Source organism: Porticoccus hydrocarbonoclasticus MCTG13d, assembly GCF_000744735.1.
In the GTDB taxonomy this organism is placed as follows: Bacteria; Pseudomonadota; Gammaproteobacteria; order Pseudomonadales; family Porticoccaceae; genus Porticoccus; species Porticoccus hydrocarbonoclasticus.
In genome coordinates this window covers 865,386-882,464 of sequence record NZ_JQMM01000001.1, presented here as the reverse complement: position 1 = coordinate 882,464, position 17,079 = coordinate 865,386, and the positions used below count along the sequence as shown (strand labels likewise).

15 protein-coding genes are annotated in these 17,079 nt (G+C 52.7%); 9 read left to right on the top strand and 6 right to left on the bottom strand.

Going from position 1 to position 17,079, the window contains the following annotated elements; translation table 11 throughout:
* Positions 1 to 5 precede the first annotated feature (5 nt).
* Positions 6 to 521 carry a ribosome biogenesis factor YjgA gene (yjgA, locus tag U740_RS04230; protein WP_036859232.1) on the top strand — a complete coding sequence of 172 codons (516 nt, stop codon included), beginning with the start codon at positions 6 to 8 and terminating at the stop codon, positions 519 to 521.
* Positions 518 to 1,156 carry a DNA-3-methyladenine glycosylase I gene (locus U740_RS04225; RefSeq protein WP_456107053.1) on the top strand — a complete coding sequence of 213 codons (639 nt, stop codon included), beginning with the start codon at positions 518 to 520 and terminating at the stop codon, positions 1,154 to 1,156. Before yjgA ends, U740_RS04225 begins: the two co-directional genes overlap by 4 nt.
* 23 nt (positions 1,157 to 1,179) lie before the next feature.
* Here the strand turns inward: U740_RS04225 and typA are convergent, their stop codons facing one another.
* Positions 1,180 to 2,991 carry a translational GTPase TypA gene (gene typA, locus U740_RS04220; protein WP_036859231.1) on the bottom strand — a complete coding sequence of 604 codons (1,812 nt, stop codon included), beginning with the start codon at positions 2,989 to 2,991 and terminating at the stop codon, positions 1,180 to 1,182.
* A gap of 297 nt (positions 2,992 to 3,288) precedes the next feature.
* Between typA and U740_RS04215 the strand changes: the two genes are divergently transcribed.
* Complete coding sequence (locus U740_RS04215) at positions 3,289 to 4,239, top strand: sensor domain-containing diguanylate cyclase (RefSeq protein WP_200877038.1); 951 nt, start codon at positions 3,289 to 3,291, stop codon at positions 4,237 to 4,239.
* 176 nt (positions 4,240 to 4,415) lie between these two features.
* Here U740_RS04215 and U740_RS04210 read toward each other — a convergent pair whose 3' ends face one another.
* Both U740_RS04210 and thiI read right to left on the bottom strand, forming a co-directional pair.
* Positions 4,416 to 6,188, bottom strand: coding sequence for an SLC13 family permease (locus U740_RS04210; protein WP_036859229.1), 1,773 nt, complete (start codon positions 6,186 to 6,188; stop codon positions 4,416 to 4,418).
* A 122-nt stretch (positions 6,189 to 6,310) separates the two neighbouring features.
* Positions 6,311 to 7,765 carry a tRNA uracil 4-sulfurtransferase ThiI gene (gene thiI, locus U740_RS04205; protein ID WP_036859228.1) on the bottom strand — a complete coding sequence of 485 codons (1,455 nt, stop codon included), beginning with the start codon at positions 7,763 to 7,765 and terminating at the stop codon, positions 6,311 to 6,313.
* A 337-nt stretch (positions 7,766 to 8,102) separates the two neighbouring features.
* Here thiI and glnA point away from each other — a divergent pair, with 337 nt between their 5' ends.
* The 4 genes from glnA to glnG all read left to right on the top strand — a co-directional run bounded on the left by glnA (position 8,103) and on the right by glnG (position 12,830).
* Positions 8,103 to 9,509, top strand: coding sequence for a glutamate--ammonia ligase (gene glnA, locus U740_RS04200; RefSeq protein WP_036859227.1), 1,407 nt, complete (start codon positions 8,103 to 8,105; stop codon positions 9,507 to 9,509).
* A 123-nt stretch (positions 9,510 to 9,632) separates the two neighbouring features.
* The gene (locus U740_RS04195) at positions 9,633 to 10,163 is read left to right on the top strand and encodes a DUF4124 domain-containing protein (RefSeq protein ID WP_036859226.1); all 531 of its coding nucleotides are present in this window, start codon (positions 9,633 to 9,635) and stop codon (positions 10,161 to 10,163) included.
* Positions 10,164 to 10,343: 180 nt separating this feature from the next.
* Positions 10,344 to 11,411: a nitrogen regulation protein NR(II) gene (gene glnL / locus U740_RS04190; RefSeq protein ID WP_036859225.1), complete on the top strand. Its 1,068-nt coding sequence runs from the start codon at positions 10,344 to 10,346 to the stop codon at positions 11,409 to 11,411.
* 3 nt (positions 11,412 to 11,414) lie between these two features.
* Complete coding sequence (gene glnG / locus U740_RS04185; protein ID WP_036859224.1) at positions 11,415 to 12,830, top strand: nitrogen regulation protein NR(I); 1,416 nt, start codon at positions 11,415 to 11,417, stop codon at positions 12,828 to 12,830.
* 59 nt (positions 12,831 to 12,889) lie between these two features.
* Here the strand turns inward: glnG and secB are convergent, their stop codons facing one another.
* The 3 genes from secB to U740_RS04170 form a co-directional block, all read right to left on the bottom strand.
* On the bottom strand, positions 12,890 to 13,399 hold the full coding sequence (gene secB, locus U740_RS04180) for a protein-export chaperone SecB (RefSeq protein ID WP_036859223.1): 510 nt from the start codon (positions 13,397 to 13,399) through the stop codon (positions 12,890 to 12,892).
* A gap of 83 nt (positions 13,400 to 13,482) precedes the next feature.
* Positions 13,483 to 13,761 carry a glutaredoxin 3 gene (gene grxC / locus U740_RS04175; protein ID WP_272980879.1) on the bottom strand — a complete coding sequence of 93 codons (279 nt, stop codon included), beginning with the start codon at positions 13,759 to 13,761 and terminating at the stop codon, positions 13,483 to 13,485.
* On the bottom strand, positions 13,748 to 14,158 hold the full coding sequence (locus U740_RS04170) for a rhodanese-like domain-containing protein (protein ID WP_036859215.1): 411 nt from the start codon (positions 14,156 to 14,158) through the stop codon (positions 13,748 to 13,750). Before U740_RS04170 ends, grxC begins: the two co-directional genes overlap by 14 nt.
* A 163-nt stretch (positions 14,159 to 14,321) precedes the next feature.
* Here U740_RS04170 and gpmI point away from each other — a divergent pair, with 163 nt between their 5' ends.
* Entirely contained in the window at positions 14,322 to 15,872 is a 1,551-nt protein-coding gene (gene gpmI, locus U740_RS04165; protein WP_036859213.1) for a 2,3-bisphosphoglycerate-independent phosphoglycerate mutase, read from the top strand.
* Complete coding sequence (locus U740_RS04160; protein ID WP_051921191.1) at positions 15,869 to 17,044, top strand: murein hydrolase activator EnvC family protein; 1,176 nt, start codon at positions 15,869 to 15,871, stop codon at positions 17,042 to 17,044. Before gpmI ends, U740_RS04160 begins: the two co-directional genes overlap by 4 nt.
* The last annotated feature ends 35 nt before the right edge of the window (positions 17,045 to 17,079 follow it).

Sequence of the window (17,079 nt, the reverse complement as noted above, 5' to 3'; positions counted from 1 at the left end):
CCATCATGATTGAAGATTCTTTTCCAGACCGTCTGCCAGACGAGGAACCACCCAAAAGCAAATCGGCCGTCAAGCGCGAGATGATCGCACTGCAAAAGCTCGGTGAAGAGCTCGTGGATCTAGCCCCGGCCAAACTGGCCAAGGTCACCATGCCAGAAGAACTTGCCGAAGCCGTGATGTTGGCGAGACGGCTAAAAAATCGCGAGGGTCGACGACGCCAACTACAATATATTGGCAAAATCATGCGTGTTATTGACAGCGAGGGCATACGACGGGAGCTTGAGAGCTTTCATCACGACAGTCAGGTTTTTCGCCAGCAGTTTCAACGGATGGAGAACTGGCGCGACAGACTGATCAGTGAGGGCGACTCCGCACTAGAAGAGCTGATTAGCGATATACCGGGACTGGACCGACAGCACTTGCGCCAGTTAATCAGACAGGCCCAGCGCGACGCATCCCAACAAAAACCACCGGCAGCCAGTCGCAAATTGTTTCAGTACCTTCGGGATAACTGTCAGTGAGTTCGTCCAGCGACCCGGAGAAGTGCTCTATCGGCTTTTCCCGGAAGCGAATATCCGGCGACAACCCTGTTTTCCGATGTCCCTGGGCTGGCAATGATCCACTCTATCAGGACTATCATGATCAGGAATGGGGTGTACCCTGTCGCGATGACCAAAAGCTGTTTGAATTTCTGGTACTTGAAAGTGCTCAGGCCGGTCTCGCATGGATCACCATTCTCAGAAAGCGCGAACACTATCGACGAGCCTTTGCCGAATTTCGACCGGAGCAGGTAGCCAGCTTCAATAAGCAAGATGTTGCGCAGCTGCTGCAGAATAGGGGTATTGTGAGAAATCGACTGAAGATTGAAAGCGCTGTCAGTAATGCCCGTCTATTTCTGGACATTCAGGCACAATTCGGCAGTTTTGCAGATTACCTGTGGGGCTTCGTCGACAACCGTTCGATTCAGAACCATTGGCAGGATACCGACGCTGTCCCCGCGACTACCCCGCTATCGGACACTATCAGCAGGGACATGAAAAAACGCGGCTTCCGATTTTTTGGCAGCACCATCTGTTATGCCTACCTGCAGGCTACCGGGTTGGTCAACGACCACCTGATCGGCTGCTTTCGCCACCGGCAATGCCAAGATCTTTAATCGTGGCTCCTCCCTGATAGTTCTCAGTTTTTGCCGGCACGCTTGCGTTCGTTCTCGCTCAGGAGCTTTTTGCGCAAACGAATGTGGTGGGGGGTTACCTCTACCAGCTCATCTTCGGCAATAAACTCCAGCGCCTGCTCAAGGGTATGTCGAACCGGCGGGCTGAGCACCAAGTTCTCATCGGTACCGGCCGCCCTGATATTGGTCAGCTGCTTGGCCTTGGTGGGGTTCACTGGCAAATCATTGTTGCGGGAATGCAGACCAATAATCTGCCCTTCATAGACCTCGGCACCGTGACCGAGGAACAAACGACCACGATCCTGCAGGGTGAACAGGGCATAAGCCAGTGTCTTGCCCTTGGTCATGGAGACCAGCACCCCGTTCTGGCGACCGGCCATGTCACCCTGTTTCACTGGACCGTAGTGATCAAAAATGCTGGTCATGATGCCGGAACCACTGGTCAGCGTCAGAAAGTGTGAGCGAAAGCCAATCAGGCCTCTAGAGGGCACCATAAATTCGAGTCGGACACGGCCTTTACCGTCGGGTTCCATGTTGGTCATATCCGCCTTGCGAAACCCCAACTCCTCCATTACCGCACCCTGATGCCGGTCTTCAATATCAATCACGACCTGCTCAAAAGGTTCGTGAATCTCGCCGTCCACATCTTTCTGGATCACTTCGGGGCGCGACACACCCAGCTCGAAACCCTCCCGGCGCATGTTTTCAATCAATACCGACAGGTGTAATTCACCGCGCCCGGACACCACAAATTTGTCGGGGGTCTCCCCCTGCACAACCCGCAGTGCCACATTGTGAATCAGCTCCTGATCCAGCCGCTCCCGGATATTTCTTGAGGTAATGTATTTGCCATCCTGACCGGCGAACGGGGAATCGTTTACCTGAAAAGTCATGCTGACGGTGGGCTCGTCAACACTCAGTGGCACCATCGCTTCCGGCTTGTCCGGGCTGCAGATGGTGTCGGAAATGTTCAATTTGTCGATACCGGTGATACAGACAATATCACCCGCTTCGGCCTGCTCTACCTCGAATCGTTCCAGACCGCGATAACCCATCACCTGTAATACGCGACCGCGCCGGGTTTTACCCTCGCGATCAACCACCACCACTTGCTCGTTGGTTTTGAGTTTGCCACGGGTAATTCGACCGATGCCGATAACCCCCACGTAACTGCTGTAATCCAGGGCACTGATTTGCATTTGCAGTGGGCCATCGCGGTTCACTGCCGGTGCTTTGACCTTATCCACGACCATCTGGAACAGCGGTGTCATATCTTCCGCCAGATCATCCGGCTCATTACCGGCAACGCCATTCAGCGCCGAGGCATACATAATGGGGAAGTCCAGTTGTTCATCGGTGGCACCGAGACGATCAAAGAGATCAAATACCTGATCGACGACCCAATGGGGACGGGCGCCGGGGCGATCCACCTTGTTGACCACAAGAATCGGATGGAGCCCTTGCTCGAAGGCCTTTTGGGTAACAAACCGGGTCTGCGGCATAGGGCCGTCAACCGCGTCCACCAGCAACAATACGGAGTCCACCATCGACAGAACCCGCTCGACCTCACCGCCAAAGTCAGCGTGGCCGGGAGTATCGACGATATTGATCCGGTAACCGTTCCATTCGATGGCCGTGTTTTTGGCCAGAATGGTAATACCGCGCTCACGCTCCTGATCATTGGAATCCATGACCCGTTCGGCACCCATGGCTTTGCGGTCCAGCGTACCGGATTGTTGCAACAGACGGTCCACCAAGGTGGTTTTACCGTGGTCAACGTGGGCGATAATGGCGATATTGCGGAGATTTTCGATCACAGGATTTCTCGGTCGGTAAAAAATAGGCGCGGATTATAGCGGTTATAGCGCCAGAACGCAGGGATTTCTTCAACACCGTACTCAGATCTACCCACAAATGGCAAGGACCATCATGGAAAGCCGTTTTAGTCAGGAACTCCAACCGGGATGCCCCGAACAACTTTGATGAAACCCGACAAACAAACAGGGCGAGGGGACCCAGCCGACGCCGGCCAGTGACTGCAAATCGACATCCCAATCCGAGAGCCATATACTGCTCAGCAATTTACGCACACCATATATAAGGATCTTATTTTGGTGGTTCAACAGCAAAAATTTGCTGTCAGTCTCATGGAGCATCTGGTCACAGCGACGTTTGTCCTCGACCGGGAGGGTTATGTCGTCATCTGGAACAAATCCTGTGAGCGACTCACCGGTGTCAGGGCCGAGGAAGTGCTTGGGACACGGGACCACTGGAAGGCTTTCTATGCAAAGCAACGGCTCTGTCTCGCTGATGTACTGGTGCAGGAACGAACAGCTGAGCTCGATCAGCTCTACGCGGTTCACGCACAACTCTCAATCTATGGGGAAGGCTATAAAGCCGAAAACTGGTGCGTTATGCCCCGCATCGGTTCACGACTCTATCTCACGGTGGATGCGGGTCCTATCTACGATGCCCACGGCAGTCTGATCGCCGTTGTTCAAACGATCAGGGACAATACCGACTATAAAAATGCCCAGTCAAAACTGGAGAAAATGGCCATCACCGACGAGCTTACCGGCCTCTATAACCGGCGCTATTTTACCGACCATCTCAACATGGAATGGCGACGGGGTATGCGCAGCCGGGAACCGCTGGCACTGATTTTCCTGGATATCGATTACTTCAAGCAATACAACGACCACTACGGGCACATGGTTGGCGATGACTGCCTGAAATCCATTGCCACCACCATACAGCACAGCCTGCTACGCGCCACCGACATGGCTACCCGCTATGGCGGTGAGGAGTTTTGCATCCTGCTGCCCAACACCTCACTGACCGGAGCCCTGAAAGTAGCGGCCCAGGTCCAGGCGAACATCAATAGACTGCAAATTCCACACGCCGACAGCCCCATATCATCGTCGATAACTATCAGCGCCGGTGTCGCCAGCCTGGTCCCCACTACGGAAGAAAGCTCCTCACGGCTGACCTCTCTGGCCGACAAAGCCCTTTATGAGGCCAAGGGCAGGGGGCGAGATCAGACAGTTGCCAGCGATACCTGTTAGCTGCGGCACTGAATAAAAAACGCCTGCTCCACCGACAAATTGTGCATGAAGTCCGCTGAATGCAATGATCACGACAAAGCGGACACAGGGACATGCTTTTTCAATTGTGGGCTACCTGCCCCCTGTTACGGAAAGCCGGCTCATATTGCTTGTTGCGACATGTTTCCGCTCGAAAATTAGCTGAGCGGCCAACCGATCAATAAAACCGTTATTGTGACTGCGCCGATAAGCAGGTTCATCGGAACCCCTACCCGGAGAAAGTCCGAAAAGCGGTAGCCACCCGGCCCATAAACCATCAGATTTGTCTGGTAGCCCAAAGGCGTCGCAAAGCTTGCCGAGGCCGCCATGATAATGGCGAAAATAAAAGGTTCGTTGTTCAAACCAGCCTGCCCTGTCATTTCCAACACGATCGGCAACACCAGTACGGCCGAGGCATTGTTGGTAATCAGCTCGGTCAGAATTGATACCAGCAGATAGCAGAGTATCAGCAGCAACCAGGGCTTACCGGAACCCAGCTGAATCATATTGTCGGCAAGAAATGCCGCCACTCCGGTTTTCTCCAGCGCCATACCCAGTGCAAACGCCGCTGCGATTGTCACTATAACCATCATGTCGATATTTTTTTCCGCCTGGCTGACCGAGCAGCAACCGCTGAGAATCATCAGCAAACTACCGAGCAGCGCGGCGTTAAGCATACTGGTCAGGCCCAGTCCCGCCAGAGCGACGATACCCCCCAGAATAGACCAGGACAGGTAGGCACGCTCGTGTCTAGGAGGATCGGTATTCCGCTCGTTGACTAACAGAAAATCCTTGTTATAGCGCTGACGGCTGACGAATGCGGGCCGGGCTTCGAGTAACAGAGTATCGCCCACTGCCAGCTCAATCGTACCCAGATTCCCCTGAACCCGCTCACCATGCCGCGCAACAGCAAGCACCACTGCGCCATAGCGACTCCGAAATCCAGAATCCCGTATGGCATGCCCCACCGCATCACAGTGGGGAGATACGACCACCTCTACCAGACGCCGCTCAGCGCGGTCAGTATCCAGAGACAATCCTTCCTCATTCTCCGTCGATGGCACCAGACCATTGATACGGAGTAGATCTGAAATCGCCTCCGTATCACCGGCGAACACCAGGCGGTCCCCACCCTGCAGTTTTTCCTCAGAGGGAACGGCGGTCACCACGGTGCCACCCCGTTCGATTTCCACAAGATAAACGCGTCTCAAATGCCGCAGCCCTGCACTTGCCACCGTTTTACCGACCAATGGGCCATCTTTCGCAACGGAAACTTCCAGCGTGAATTCGCGCAGATTGCCAAAAGCCTGCTGATCACCGCGATCTGGCAGCCACTTGGGGAAAAATAGCCAGATAAAAAACAGCCCAATAACAGCGACCGGGAATCCCACAGCAGTGATAGAAAACAACGAAAATCCCGCTTCACCCGTCAACACCTGATATTGACCATTGACCACCAGATTGGTGCTGGTACCGATAAGGGTCAGGGTACCGCCCAGAATTGCCGTATAGCTAAGCGGGATCATCAATTTGGATGGCGCAATATTGATTTGTCGCGACCAGGCATGAATGGCCGGAATCATCGTGGCGACAACAGGCGTGTTGTTTAAAAAGCCGCTCAGCAACGCCACAGGTGCAAACATCCTGGTCAAGGCAGACCGGACGGTTTTAGGCCGCCCCAGGAAACGGTTCACCAGCAGATCAATCCCACCGGACCCATGCAGCCCTGCTGCCACCACAAACATCGCCGCGACAGTGATAACACCGCTATTACTGAACCCTGACAGCGCTTCAGTGGCAGTCAAGATGCCAGTGACGCTCAGTATGCTCAGCACCACCATCATCACCAGATGGGGTCCAATCCGGGTGGTTGCCAATATCAGCAAAGCGCCCAGTGTCAACGCCAATGATAAAATGCCTTGCCAGTCCATAAATTTCACTTCGCCTGCTCAGAGTGAGCAAGGGTAGAGGCATTATTAATATTCACAAAGAATAAAAAATTATCTGCGGGTACATTTAAGATATATAGAGCTTTTCGAAGCCTTTGCACCCTTTATTTTCGGGCAGGGCGATAAACGCCCACATTGCAGAAACCCTGCTCTATCAGGTGCTCCGCATGCAGTCGGCTCATCACCCCCCTGTCACAATACAGCACATACCGGGAGGCCTGTTTCAGCTCGCGGAACCGGCCCTGCAATGTATAAAAAGGCATCAGCTCTACCTCTGCTTCAGGCACATTCAATGGCCGGGAATAAACCTCCTCAGGATGGCGAATGTCCAGGATCACTGAGTCCGGTGGTGGGTTTTCAAAGACATCCAGAGGAATGATGCCGTTATCGTTCAGCACCTCATCGATGGTCTGGACACGAGCATGGGCGAGCGCGTGCTCTAATACGCTGAAATCAAATTTCTCCTCTTCGTGAGCGACCTTCTGGCCCGTCGCACGAGTGGTGGGCCTGACCGAAATAACACCACAGTATTCAGGCATATTGGCCGCAAAACCTTCCACTCCTATGGCCCGGGCAATATCGATGATTTCACCTTTGTCAGCGGTGATCAGTGGCCGGAGGACCAGCGCATCAGTCACCGCATCAATAACCGCGAGATTGGCCAGTGTCTGACTTGATACCTGGGCAACGCTCTCACCCGTCACCAGTGCATCAATTTTAAGCTCCCTGGCGACTTCACTGGCGACACGTAGCATCATACGCTTCAGAACAACCCCCATTTCCGCATTGCCAACCCTGGTCAGGATTTCCTCCACCACACCGGCGAACGGGATTGTTATAAAGTGCACTTGGTGGGAACTGGCATATTTCTGCCACAGATAAGAGGCCACCTGTTTTACCCCCACCTCATGATTTCGTCCACCCAGATTAAAAAACAGATAATGTGTGCACAGGCCCCGCTTGATAGTGAGGTAACTGGCCACAGAGGAATCAAACCCACCCGACAGTAGTGAAATTACTGCATCCTGGGTACCAAGAGGGAAGCCACCCAACCCGGGATAAACCGCTTGAACCACATAAAGCTCGTTGTGACGGATCTCCAGACGGACGGTGACATCCGGCTGCTTAAGATTAACGCGGGCTGAGTCACAGTGGCTCAGCAGGGCAGCACCGACATAACGCTCGAGATCACTGGACTTGAACCCATGTTCGCCAACCCGTTTCACGCGAACAGCAAAACTTTTGTTATCCAGGCGACCCCGCCAAAAAGTCAGTGTTTTTTCAACTACATCATCAAAATCTCCCAGCGGATAGCGCTGTATTCGGGCAAATTTGGCGATTCCTGGGGTTCTGCCCAACAGATCTACAACCTGGCGGGCCAGCTCCTCGTCGGCAGGGCCGACGACCTGAACTTTCTCCCAGTCCTGTTGAAGATGGATGGCAGGATTGATGTTCAATAGTAATTTGCGAAGATTATCCCTCAGCTGGCGGGTCATACGCTTGCGGACAGGGGGACTCTTAATGGTAATCTCGGGGAAAAGCTTGACGATAAAATGCATGGGGATAATGACGGTAGCTCGTGTTTAATGGCCCAAGATTATATTACAAATGTGGCCAAATCCGCTTATCATGAAACACTGCAACCGGACCCAAGCAATTCGCACTATTTTAGTGCAAAATTTATAAAATAGATTCCAATATGGTGCAAAAGACCGTCTTGCCAAACTGATAACCTGTTGTTTTACTTGGCTGATACCAATGGCATGGCTTTTGCTTCATATTGGCACATTGCTTGCAAACCATTAAAACAAAACCATTGAACTAACGATATACTCAACCCAGAGCTGCCGCTTTCGGCAACCCTACAAAACCGGATATCCACACTTGGAGGAGCCAATGTCCAATAAAACTCTTAACCTGATCAAAGAGAGTGAATCTCGCTGGGTAGACCTGCGTTTCACCGACACAAAAGGTAAAGAACAACACGTCACCATTCCCTCAAAGTCTGTCGATGAGGAGTTTTTTGAAACCGGACAAATGTTTGATGGCTCATCCATTGCTGGCTGGAAAGGCATCAACGAATCAGACATGGTCCTGATGCCCGACGACAGCACAGCCATTCTCGATCCCTTCTCGGACGACAGCACCGTCATTCTTCGCTGTGATATCCTGGAACCCAACACCATGACTGGTTATGAGCGCGATCCTCGCTCTGTAGCCAAGCGCGCCGAGCAATACCTGGCCGCCACCGGCCTTGGGGATACCGCTTTTTTTGGCCCCGAACCCGAGTTCTTTGTTTTCGATGACATCAAGTGGGGCATCGACATGAGCGGCTGCTTTGTCAAAATCAGCTCAGAGGAAGCCGCTTGGTCCACAGGAAATGAATACGCTGAAGGCAATATGGGTCACCGCCCCCGTGTGAAAGGTGGATATTTTCCGGTACCCCCGATTGACTCACTGCACGACCTCCGGGCTGCCATGTGTACTGCAATGGAACAAATGGGCCTGGATGTGGAAGTACATCACCACGAAGTGGCCACTGCTGGTCAATGTGAGATCGGCGTGAAATTCAGCACGCTGGTCAAGAAAGCGGATGAAACCCAAATACTTAAATACTGTGTTCACAACGTGGCCCATGCCTATGGAAAAACAGCCACATTCATGCCCAAGCCCATTGTTGGTGACAATGGCTCCGGCATGCATTGTCACCAGTCTTTCTGGAAAGACGGCGTCAACCAGTTTGCCGGTGACGGTTACGCAGGCCTGTCCGAAACGGCCCTGTATTATATCGGCGGCATCATCAAGCACGCCAAAGCCCTTAACGCATTCACCAATCCCGGCACCAACTCCTACAAGCGTCTGATTCCGGGCTTTGAGGCACCAGTGATGCTCGCCTATTCGGCCCGGAACCGTTCTGCTTCAATCCGCATTCCCTACGTTGCATCGCCCAAAGGAAAACGCGTTGAGGCCCGCTTCCCCGACCCGATTGCCAATCCCTACCTGGCTTTTGCTGCCATGTTGATGGCCGGTCTCGACGGCGTACAAAACAAGATTCACCCTGGCGACCCTGCAGACAAGGATCTCTATGACCTGCCCCCGGAAGAAGCCGCCGCGATCCCGCAAGTTTGTGGCAGCTTGCGTGAAGCACTGAGCAACCTCGATGAAGACCGAGCTTTCCTCACCGCTGGTGGTGTCTTTACCGATGACATGATCGATGCCTACATTGAGCTGAAAATGCAGGAAGTTTACCGGGTTGAGCACACCACTCACCCGATAGAGTTCGACATGTATTACTCGGTTTAAGCAGAAGATCTGCTCTCAGCTGCTGTAGCTGAGTAAATAAAAAAGCCCGTCATTTTCGAATGGCGGGCTTTTTCTTTTGTCAAAGCAGAGTTAGTCTTGAAAACTATTCGTAGGGAGAAAGCCATGTCACTGCAGAAAAGTAAAACCGTTATCGCATTGTTGGCACTGATGCTTTCACTGACCGTTGCTGCTCAGGTCTATCGCACTGTGGATGAAAAGGGCAATGTTAAATACACCGATCAGCCTCCTGCCAATGATACATCTGCTGAAGAGCTCACTTTGCCCTCAATCAACACACAGCCCGCCTTGGCACCGAAAAAACCTGCCAGAAATAGCCAAAAAGAGGAAGTCAGTTATAAGGAAGTCGTCATTCTATCACCCGCTCAGGACTCCACGATCCCGCCCGGGCAGCTTGAGGTGGTGGTACAGGTATACCTAGAACCCGCACTTAGATCGGGGCACCGGGTACAATTACTACACAATGGCCAGCCCCACGGCCCAGCAGTTCCGGCCACATCATTCGTGATAGATTCACTGATACGCGGCAAACATACTCTCCAAGCACAGGTGGTTGACGGCTCCGACAACCAACTTGGCCAGTCAGACATCATTACCATCCATGTCAAACGCCACTCCATATTGCACAACCCCTAGCAGAGCACCATGTTGGTGCAAAATAACAATTCTTTAACTACACTCTAGCCACATGCACCGGGGTTCAGGCACCTTACAGCCACAACAAAGCTGGCCCAGTAATTGCTATGTATTTACTGGTACTGAACCATAAAGAGGCAATACTGCCCAGTCTGTAAGAAGCCGTAATGAAGCAGAGAGATGACTGACCACCAGCTCCACCACCTATTACTGGATAATCTCAGCACGGCTGTGCTATTGCTGAATGACGAGCTGGATATATGCTACTTGAATCCTGCTGCAGAAAGTCTCCTGGCAGTGAGCGCCATGCGCTTCTGCGGAAACTCCGTTAACACCCTTTTTGATACCGGGGACGGTACTTACGATTCGCTAAAAGAGGCCCTGGCGACCAACCACCCCTTTACCCAGCGACAGGCACCACTAACGCTTCCTGACCAATCACATATCACAGTGGATTTTACCGCCACACCCATACAAACAACCTCGGCCGAAATGTTGCTGCTGGAAATGCAACCCATGGATCGGCTGATGAAAATCAATCGTGAAGAGGCACTCATCACTACTCACGATACTACCCGGAATCTGGTGCGGGGGCTCGCCCATGAAATAAAAAATCCGCTGGGCGGTATCCGTGGTGCCGCACAATTACTCTCGGAAGATTTGCATGATCAACCGGAGCTAAGGGAGTACACAGATATTATCTCCGCTGAAACAGACCGCCTGTGTAACCTTGTCGATCGATTGCTCGGCCCCAACACCATGCCAAAGTTTCTACCGGTAAACATTCATGAGGTTCTTGAGCATGTCGCCGCGCTCGCTGAGGCAGAAACCCGGGGCAGCATCCTGATCAAACGCAACTATGACCCGAGCATTCCCGAAATCAGCGGTGATAGGGGACAACTGATCCAGGCAATGCTCAATATCGTCCGCAATGCGGTCCAAGCCTTGCGCAATAGCCCCCAAAAGCGGCCTGCCATCAAGCTCAGAACGCGAATACAACGTCAGTTCACCATCGGCAAAACACATCACAAGGTCGTGTGCCGAATTGACATTACGGACAACGGCCCGGGGATACCCGAAAATCTCATGGACCGTATTTTCTTTCCGATGATCAGCGGCCGCGCCGAGGGCAGCGGCCTGGGCTTACCCATTGCCCAATCAGCTATCCACCTTCATCACGGCTTGATCGAGTGTGATAACGAGCGTGGTGAAACACGTTTCACGATCTATCTACCTTTGGATGCATAACAAATGGACAAACGAACTGTATGGATAGTCGATGACGACCGTTCAATCCGCTGGGTAATGGAGAAAGCACTGAGTCGTGCAGATCTCGATGTCACCAGCTTTGAAAATGCCAGCGAACTGATCGCCAAACTCGACAAGCAACAGCCCGACACCATCATCAGCGACATCCGCATGCCAGGTATTGACGGCCTTCAACTACTGCAACGGATTCACACCAGCAACCCGGCACTGCCGGTAATTATCACGACGGCTCACTCTGACCTGGACAGTGCGGTAGCGGCCTATCAGGGGGGCGCCTTCGAGTATCTACCCAAACCATTCGACCTCGACGAACTCGTTGCGGTGACCAATAGAGCCATTAATTTTGTCACAGAACAGAATCGCAAGCCGGTTGAGAACGACATTGACATCAGCGGTGAAATTATCGGTGAAGCGCCGGCCATGCAGGAGGTTTTCCGCGCCATAGGGCGACTGTCCCACTCCAACATTACTGTGCTAATCAATGGCGAGTCCGGCACCGGCAAAGAACTGGTCGCCAAGGCATTACATGATCACAGCCCACGCCACAACAAACGTTTTGTCGCTCTCAACATGGCAGCGATCCCCCATGATTTGATTGAATCTGAACTATTTGGTCATGAAAAAGGGGCTTTTACCGGTGCAACCCAGCGACGTGAAGGCAGATTTCAACAGGCCGATGGCGGGACACTTTTTCTCGATGAAATCGGAGATATGCCGCCCGAAGCACAAACACGGTTGCTGCGGGTACTGGCTAACGGTGAATTTTATCTGGTCGGCGGGCACACACCGGTAAAAGTCGATGTGCGTATCATTGCCGCCACTCACCAGAACCTTGAACAACTGGTGGTGGAAAATCGTTTTCGTGAGGATCTGTTTCACCGCCTGAATGTCATCCGCATTCACCTACCAAAACTGGCAGATCGGCGGGAAGATATTCCCATGTTGATGCAATATTTTCTCCAGCGGGCCGCCAAGGAGCTTGAGACAGAGACCAAGACTCTGTCCAGCGAGGTTGAGCAGTTCCTCAGCCTCCTCCCCTGGGCTGGCAACGTTCGTCAGCTGGAAAATACCTGTCGCTGGCTGACCGTAATGGCATCTGGCCGGGAGGTACATATGGAAGACCTGCCACCGGAGTTGCGCGACAGCCCGGTGGAAAAAAATGTCACATCGGGAAGCTGGCAACAACAATTGCGGAGTTGGGCTGATGCCGAGTTGCATGCCGGTCGGCAGGATATACTTGCGTCAGCTGTGCCAGTTTTTGAGCGCACCCTGATCGAAACGGCACTGAATCATACCCGTGGACGAAAACGTGATGCAGCAGAATTATTGGGATGGGGAAGGAATACGCTCACCCGAAAACTGAAAGAGCTGGGGATGAATGATGAAGAAGATCATTAATACGGGCAACCCGTCAGCCAGTCGAACCTGCAGAAATTGCCGACTCAACCGGCCTGAGCTTAGTGCGTTACATCTTTTTTATCCGACTCAGCTTCCTGCTCTTTCTTTTCTTTCGCCTCGGCAACAGCTTGGGCAAATAGCGCTTCAAAATTGACTGGCGGTAACATCAAGGCCGGGAAAGTACCCTTGATCACAATATTGTCTACCACCTCCCTGGCATAGGGAAACAGGGTTGCAGGGCAAAGCACATTGATGGCGTGTGTCATCTGGGACTTATCCAGCCCCTTGACGAGAAACACACCCGCCTGATGTACTTCAATAAGGTAAACCGTGTCGTTGCCGTCTTTAACCGTGATCGTCACGGTGATAACGACTTCAAAGTGCGTCTCATCCAGCCGGTTGGTTTTAGTCGCCAATTCCTGTGCAATTTGCGGCTTCAGCTCGCGATGAAAAGCCTCAGGACCCATGGGAGTTTCGAATGAAAGGTCTTTCAGGTAAACCCGCTGCAGGGCAAACTGTGGAGATTCGGTGCCAGCTGCCGCGTCATCAGTAACGTTTTCTTCTGTCATAGTCATGCCTTATATTCACTCAATATTTGTGCCTGGCCAATCATGTACCGACATGGCAGCATCAGGACTCCAGGCAGCTCACTTCAACTGTTATGATCAGCGATAATAGTATCCAATTCGCCCTGTTGCTCCATGCGGCGCAGGTCATCATAACCGCCAATATGGGTCTCACCAATCCAGATCTGGGGGACGGTGTGGTAACCGCTCAGCACCACCAACTCTCGCCTCATGGCCGGATCGTTATCTACAGAAATTTCCTGGTAAGACAACTCTTTTGCCGCAAGAAGATTCTTTGCTGCGACACAGTAACCACAACTACGGGTGGTGTAGATTTTTACCGCAACCATGTCAGCTTTTGACAACCGGCAGTTGCTGACTCTGCCACTCCATCATACCGCCGGTAAGCCGGAATACCTTAAAGCCGTTTTGCCGCAGCCGGCGTCCCGCAGCACCAGCGTTCTGCCCCACCTTGTCGGCGATAATAATAAATTTTTCACGGTGCTCATCCAGCTCAGCAAGTTTGTCTGACAGTTTTGTCTGGGGAATATTCACCGCTCCGGCAATATGTCCCGCTTTGAACTCCTTGCTGTCCCGAATATCGAGCAACAATGCTTCATCTGCATTGATCATACGAGTAACGGCATGGACTGACAGGGGTCTGCCACTTTTAATGCGTTCATTGATTGCAAACAGATAAATCAATATCAGCAATACACTCACCAGCACCCACTGCTCGCTGATAAAAACAAAGAATTCCACGATTAAGATACCTACAGTTACGGGCCGGACCAAACCGGCCCCGGGAAGCTGCGAAAGTATACACACCACGCTCTTCTCTAGGAACCACCATTAGCACTGAAACACCTTTACAGGTAAGATTCACCTACTATTCAAACTTGCTGGAAAACCCCTGACTGAAATCATGAGCGAGCAAAAAAAACCGCTGGTTTTGCTGGTGCTTGACGGCTATGGCCACAGCGACAGCAAAGAATCCAATGCTGTACAGGCAGCCAAAACCCCGGTTATGGACCACCTCCGGAACCATTGCCCTACAACACTTATTGCCACGTCGGGACTGGCTGTGGGCCTGCCCGAAGGGCAGATGGGAAACAGCGAAGTGGGCCATATGACCCTTGGCGCGGGCAGAGTGATTTATCAGAGCTTTACCCGCATCAACAAGGCCATTGCCGACGGCGACTTTTTTACCAACCCTGCCTACAGCCGAGCCATTGATAAAGCAGTCAGCGGGAAGCACAGGATCCATATACTCGGGCTCCTGTCACAGGGCGGTGTTCACAGCCATGAAGATCACATCAACGCCATGGTGGATATGGCCGCACAACGGGGCGCAAAAGAGGTTTATGTGCACGCCTTTCTCGATGGCCGGGATACACCGCCGCGCAGCGCAGAGCAATCGCTGCAGCGCACTAGTGCCAGACTGGCCGAACTCGGTGTGGGCAGAGTCGCCTCTATTTGTGGTCGCTTTTACGCGATGGACCGAGACAACCGCTGGGATCGCGTTCAGGCCGCCTATGACCTGCTCACGCTGGGCAAGACTGAACATCGCGCAGCCGACCCGGTCGAGGGGCTACACGCCGCTTACTTGCGCGGTGAGAATGACGAATTCGTGTTACCCACCATCATCGCCGATGCTTTGCACCCGGCTGCCACCATTGGGGATGGCGATACCGTGCTGTTCATGAACTTCCGGCCGGACCGAGCCAGAGAGATGACACGCGCACTTGTGGACAAGGATTTTTCAGGCTTCTCCCGCACGGCCCATCCCAAGCTGGGCGCTTTCGTGATGACGACAGAATATGCAGCTGACATCCAGGCTGACTGTGCATTCCCGCCCGAGGACTTGCATAACACATTGGGCGAATACCTCAGCAATCGGGGCATGACACAACTGCGAATTGCCGAAACAGAAAAATATGCCCATGTGACCTTCTTCTTTAACGGCGGCCAGGAAACCCTGTTTCAGGGGGAAGATCGCATCCTGATCCCCTCCCCGAAGGTCGCCACCTACGACCTGAAGCCGGAAATGAGTGCCTACGAACTGACGGACGAACTGGTTAAAGCCATCACCGGTTGCCAATATGATGTCATTATCTGTAACTATGCCAACTGCGATCAGGTAGGCCACAGTGGTGTCTTCGACGCAGCGGTAAAAGCTGTGGAAGTCGTGGATGCCTGCCTGGATCGAGTACTGGAGGCACTCCGACAAACCGGAGGTGAATGTTTGATCACGGCGGATCACGGTAATGTTGAAAAAATGTTTGACACAGAATCCGGCCAGGTGCACACCCAGCATACAACCTTGCCGGTACCGCTGATCTACGTGGGCCAAAGACCGTTGATACTGGGGGAAAACGGCTCACTTGCGGATGTGGCGGCGACCCTGCTCGACTTGCTGGATTTACCCCCACCACCGGAGATGACCGGACATTCGCTGGTCAGTTTTGTCCATTGACGAAAACAACATGGCTGATGATCATGGTCGGGATACAAAAGGCACTGCTCACGGCAATCGCCTTCCTCCTGTTGAGCACAGCCAGTGCCGGGGAAAAGGAAGACCGCGCCAAACTGGAAAAAATCGGCAAGGATATCAGCAAGCTTGAACAGTCCATCAAAGGCCAGAGCCGACAACAGGACAAGCTGGCTGGTGAGCTGAAAAAAATTGAGCTGGCATCCGCTGATCTGAACAACAAAATTTCCACCATTGAAAAACAGCGGGCAGCGTTGAACCGAGAGCTCATTCAACTTGAGAAACAACAGAAAAAACTCGAGTCATTAAAACACAGCCAACAACAGTTGATCAGCCAGGAGATCGTCGCTGCTTACCGACTCGGTAGCGAAGAACCTATCAAACTTCTTCTCAACCAGGAAGATCCAGAAAAGTTCAGCCGATCCCTCAAGTACTACGATTACTTTCTCGCGGCACGCGCTGAAAAACTCGCTTCTTACCGACAGACGCATCAACAGCTTGAGACGACCAAAAGCGATATCGCCTCCCGCGAGCAGTCCCTGGCAGAATCGCGCCAGCAACTGGCCATCGAACAGCAAACCCTGAGAGAGAATCGACAACAGAGAGAACAGTTACTCACTTCGCTGGGCAAACAGATACAAAATTCTCAACAAACACTGAATCAGCTCAGAAACGAACGGCAACGTCTGGAAACTGTACTGAAAGCACTGGAGCAGCGCGCCATGCAGCTGGCGGCCCCTGCATCCAAACAGCCCTTCAGCAAACAGAAAGGCAAGCTGCCCTGGCCGGTATCCGGCAAATTAACCCAACATTTTGGGGCAGTACGCAACGCAGATATCACCTGGAGTGGCTGGTTAATGCAAGCCGTGGAGGGGCTGCACGTGCACAGTATCCATCATGGCCGAGTCATCTTTTCCGACTACCTGCGGGGCTATGGACTGCTAGTAATCATTGATCACGGCGAAGGCTATATGAGTCTCTACGCCCACAATCAGGTCTTGCTCAGGGAAACCGGTGATTGGGTTAAGCCCGGTGAGCGGATTGCCAGAGTGGGCAACACTGGTGGACAGGCAGATCATGCACTTTACTTTGAAATTCGACATAATGGCAAACCCACCAATCCGAAGGCATGGCTGGCCAGTAAAGCCGGGCGTTGAGAAATTTTCCAGGGACAAGGGCCGAACCGCCATCA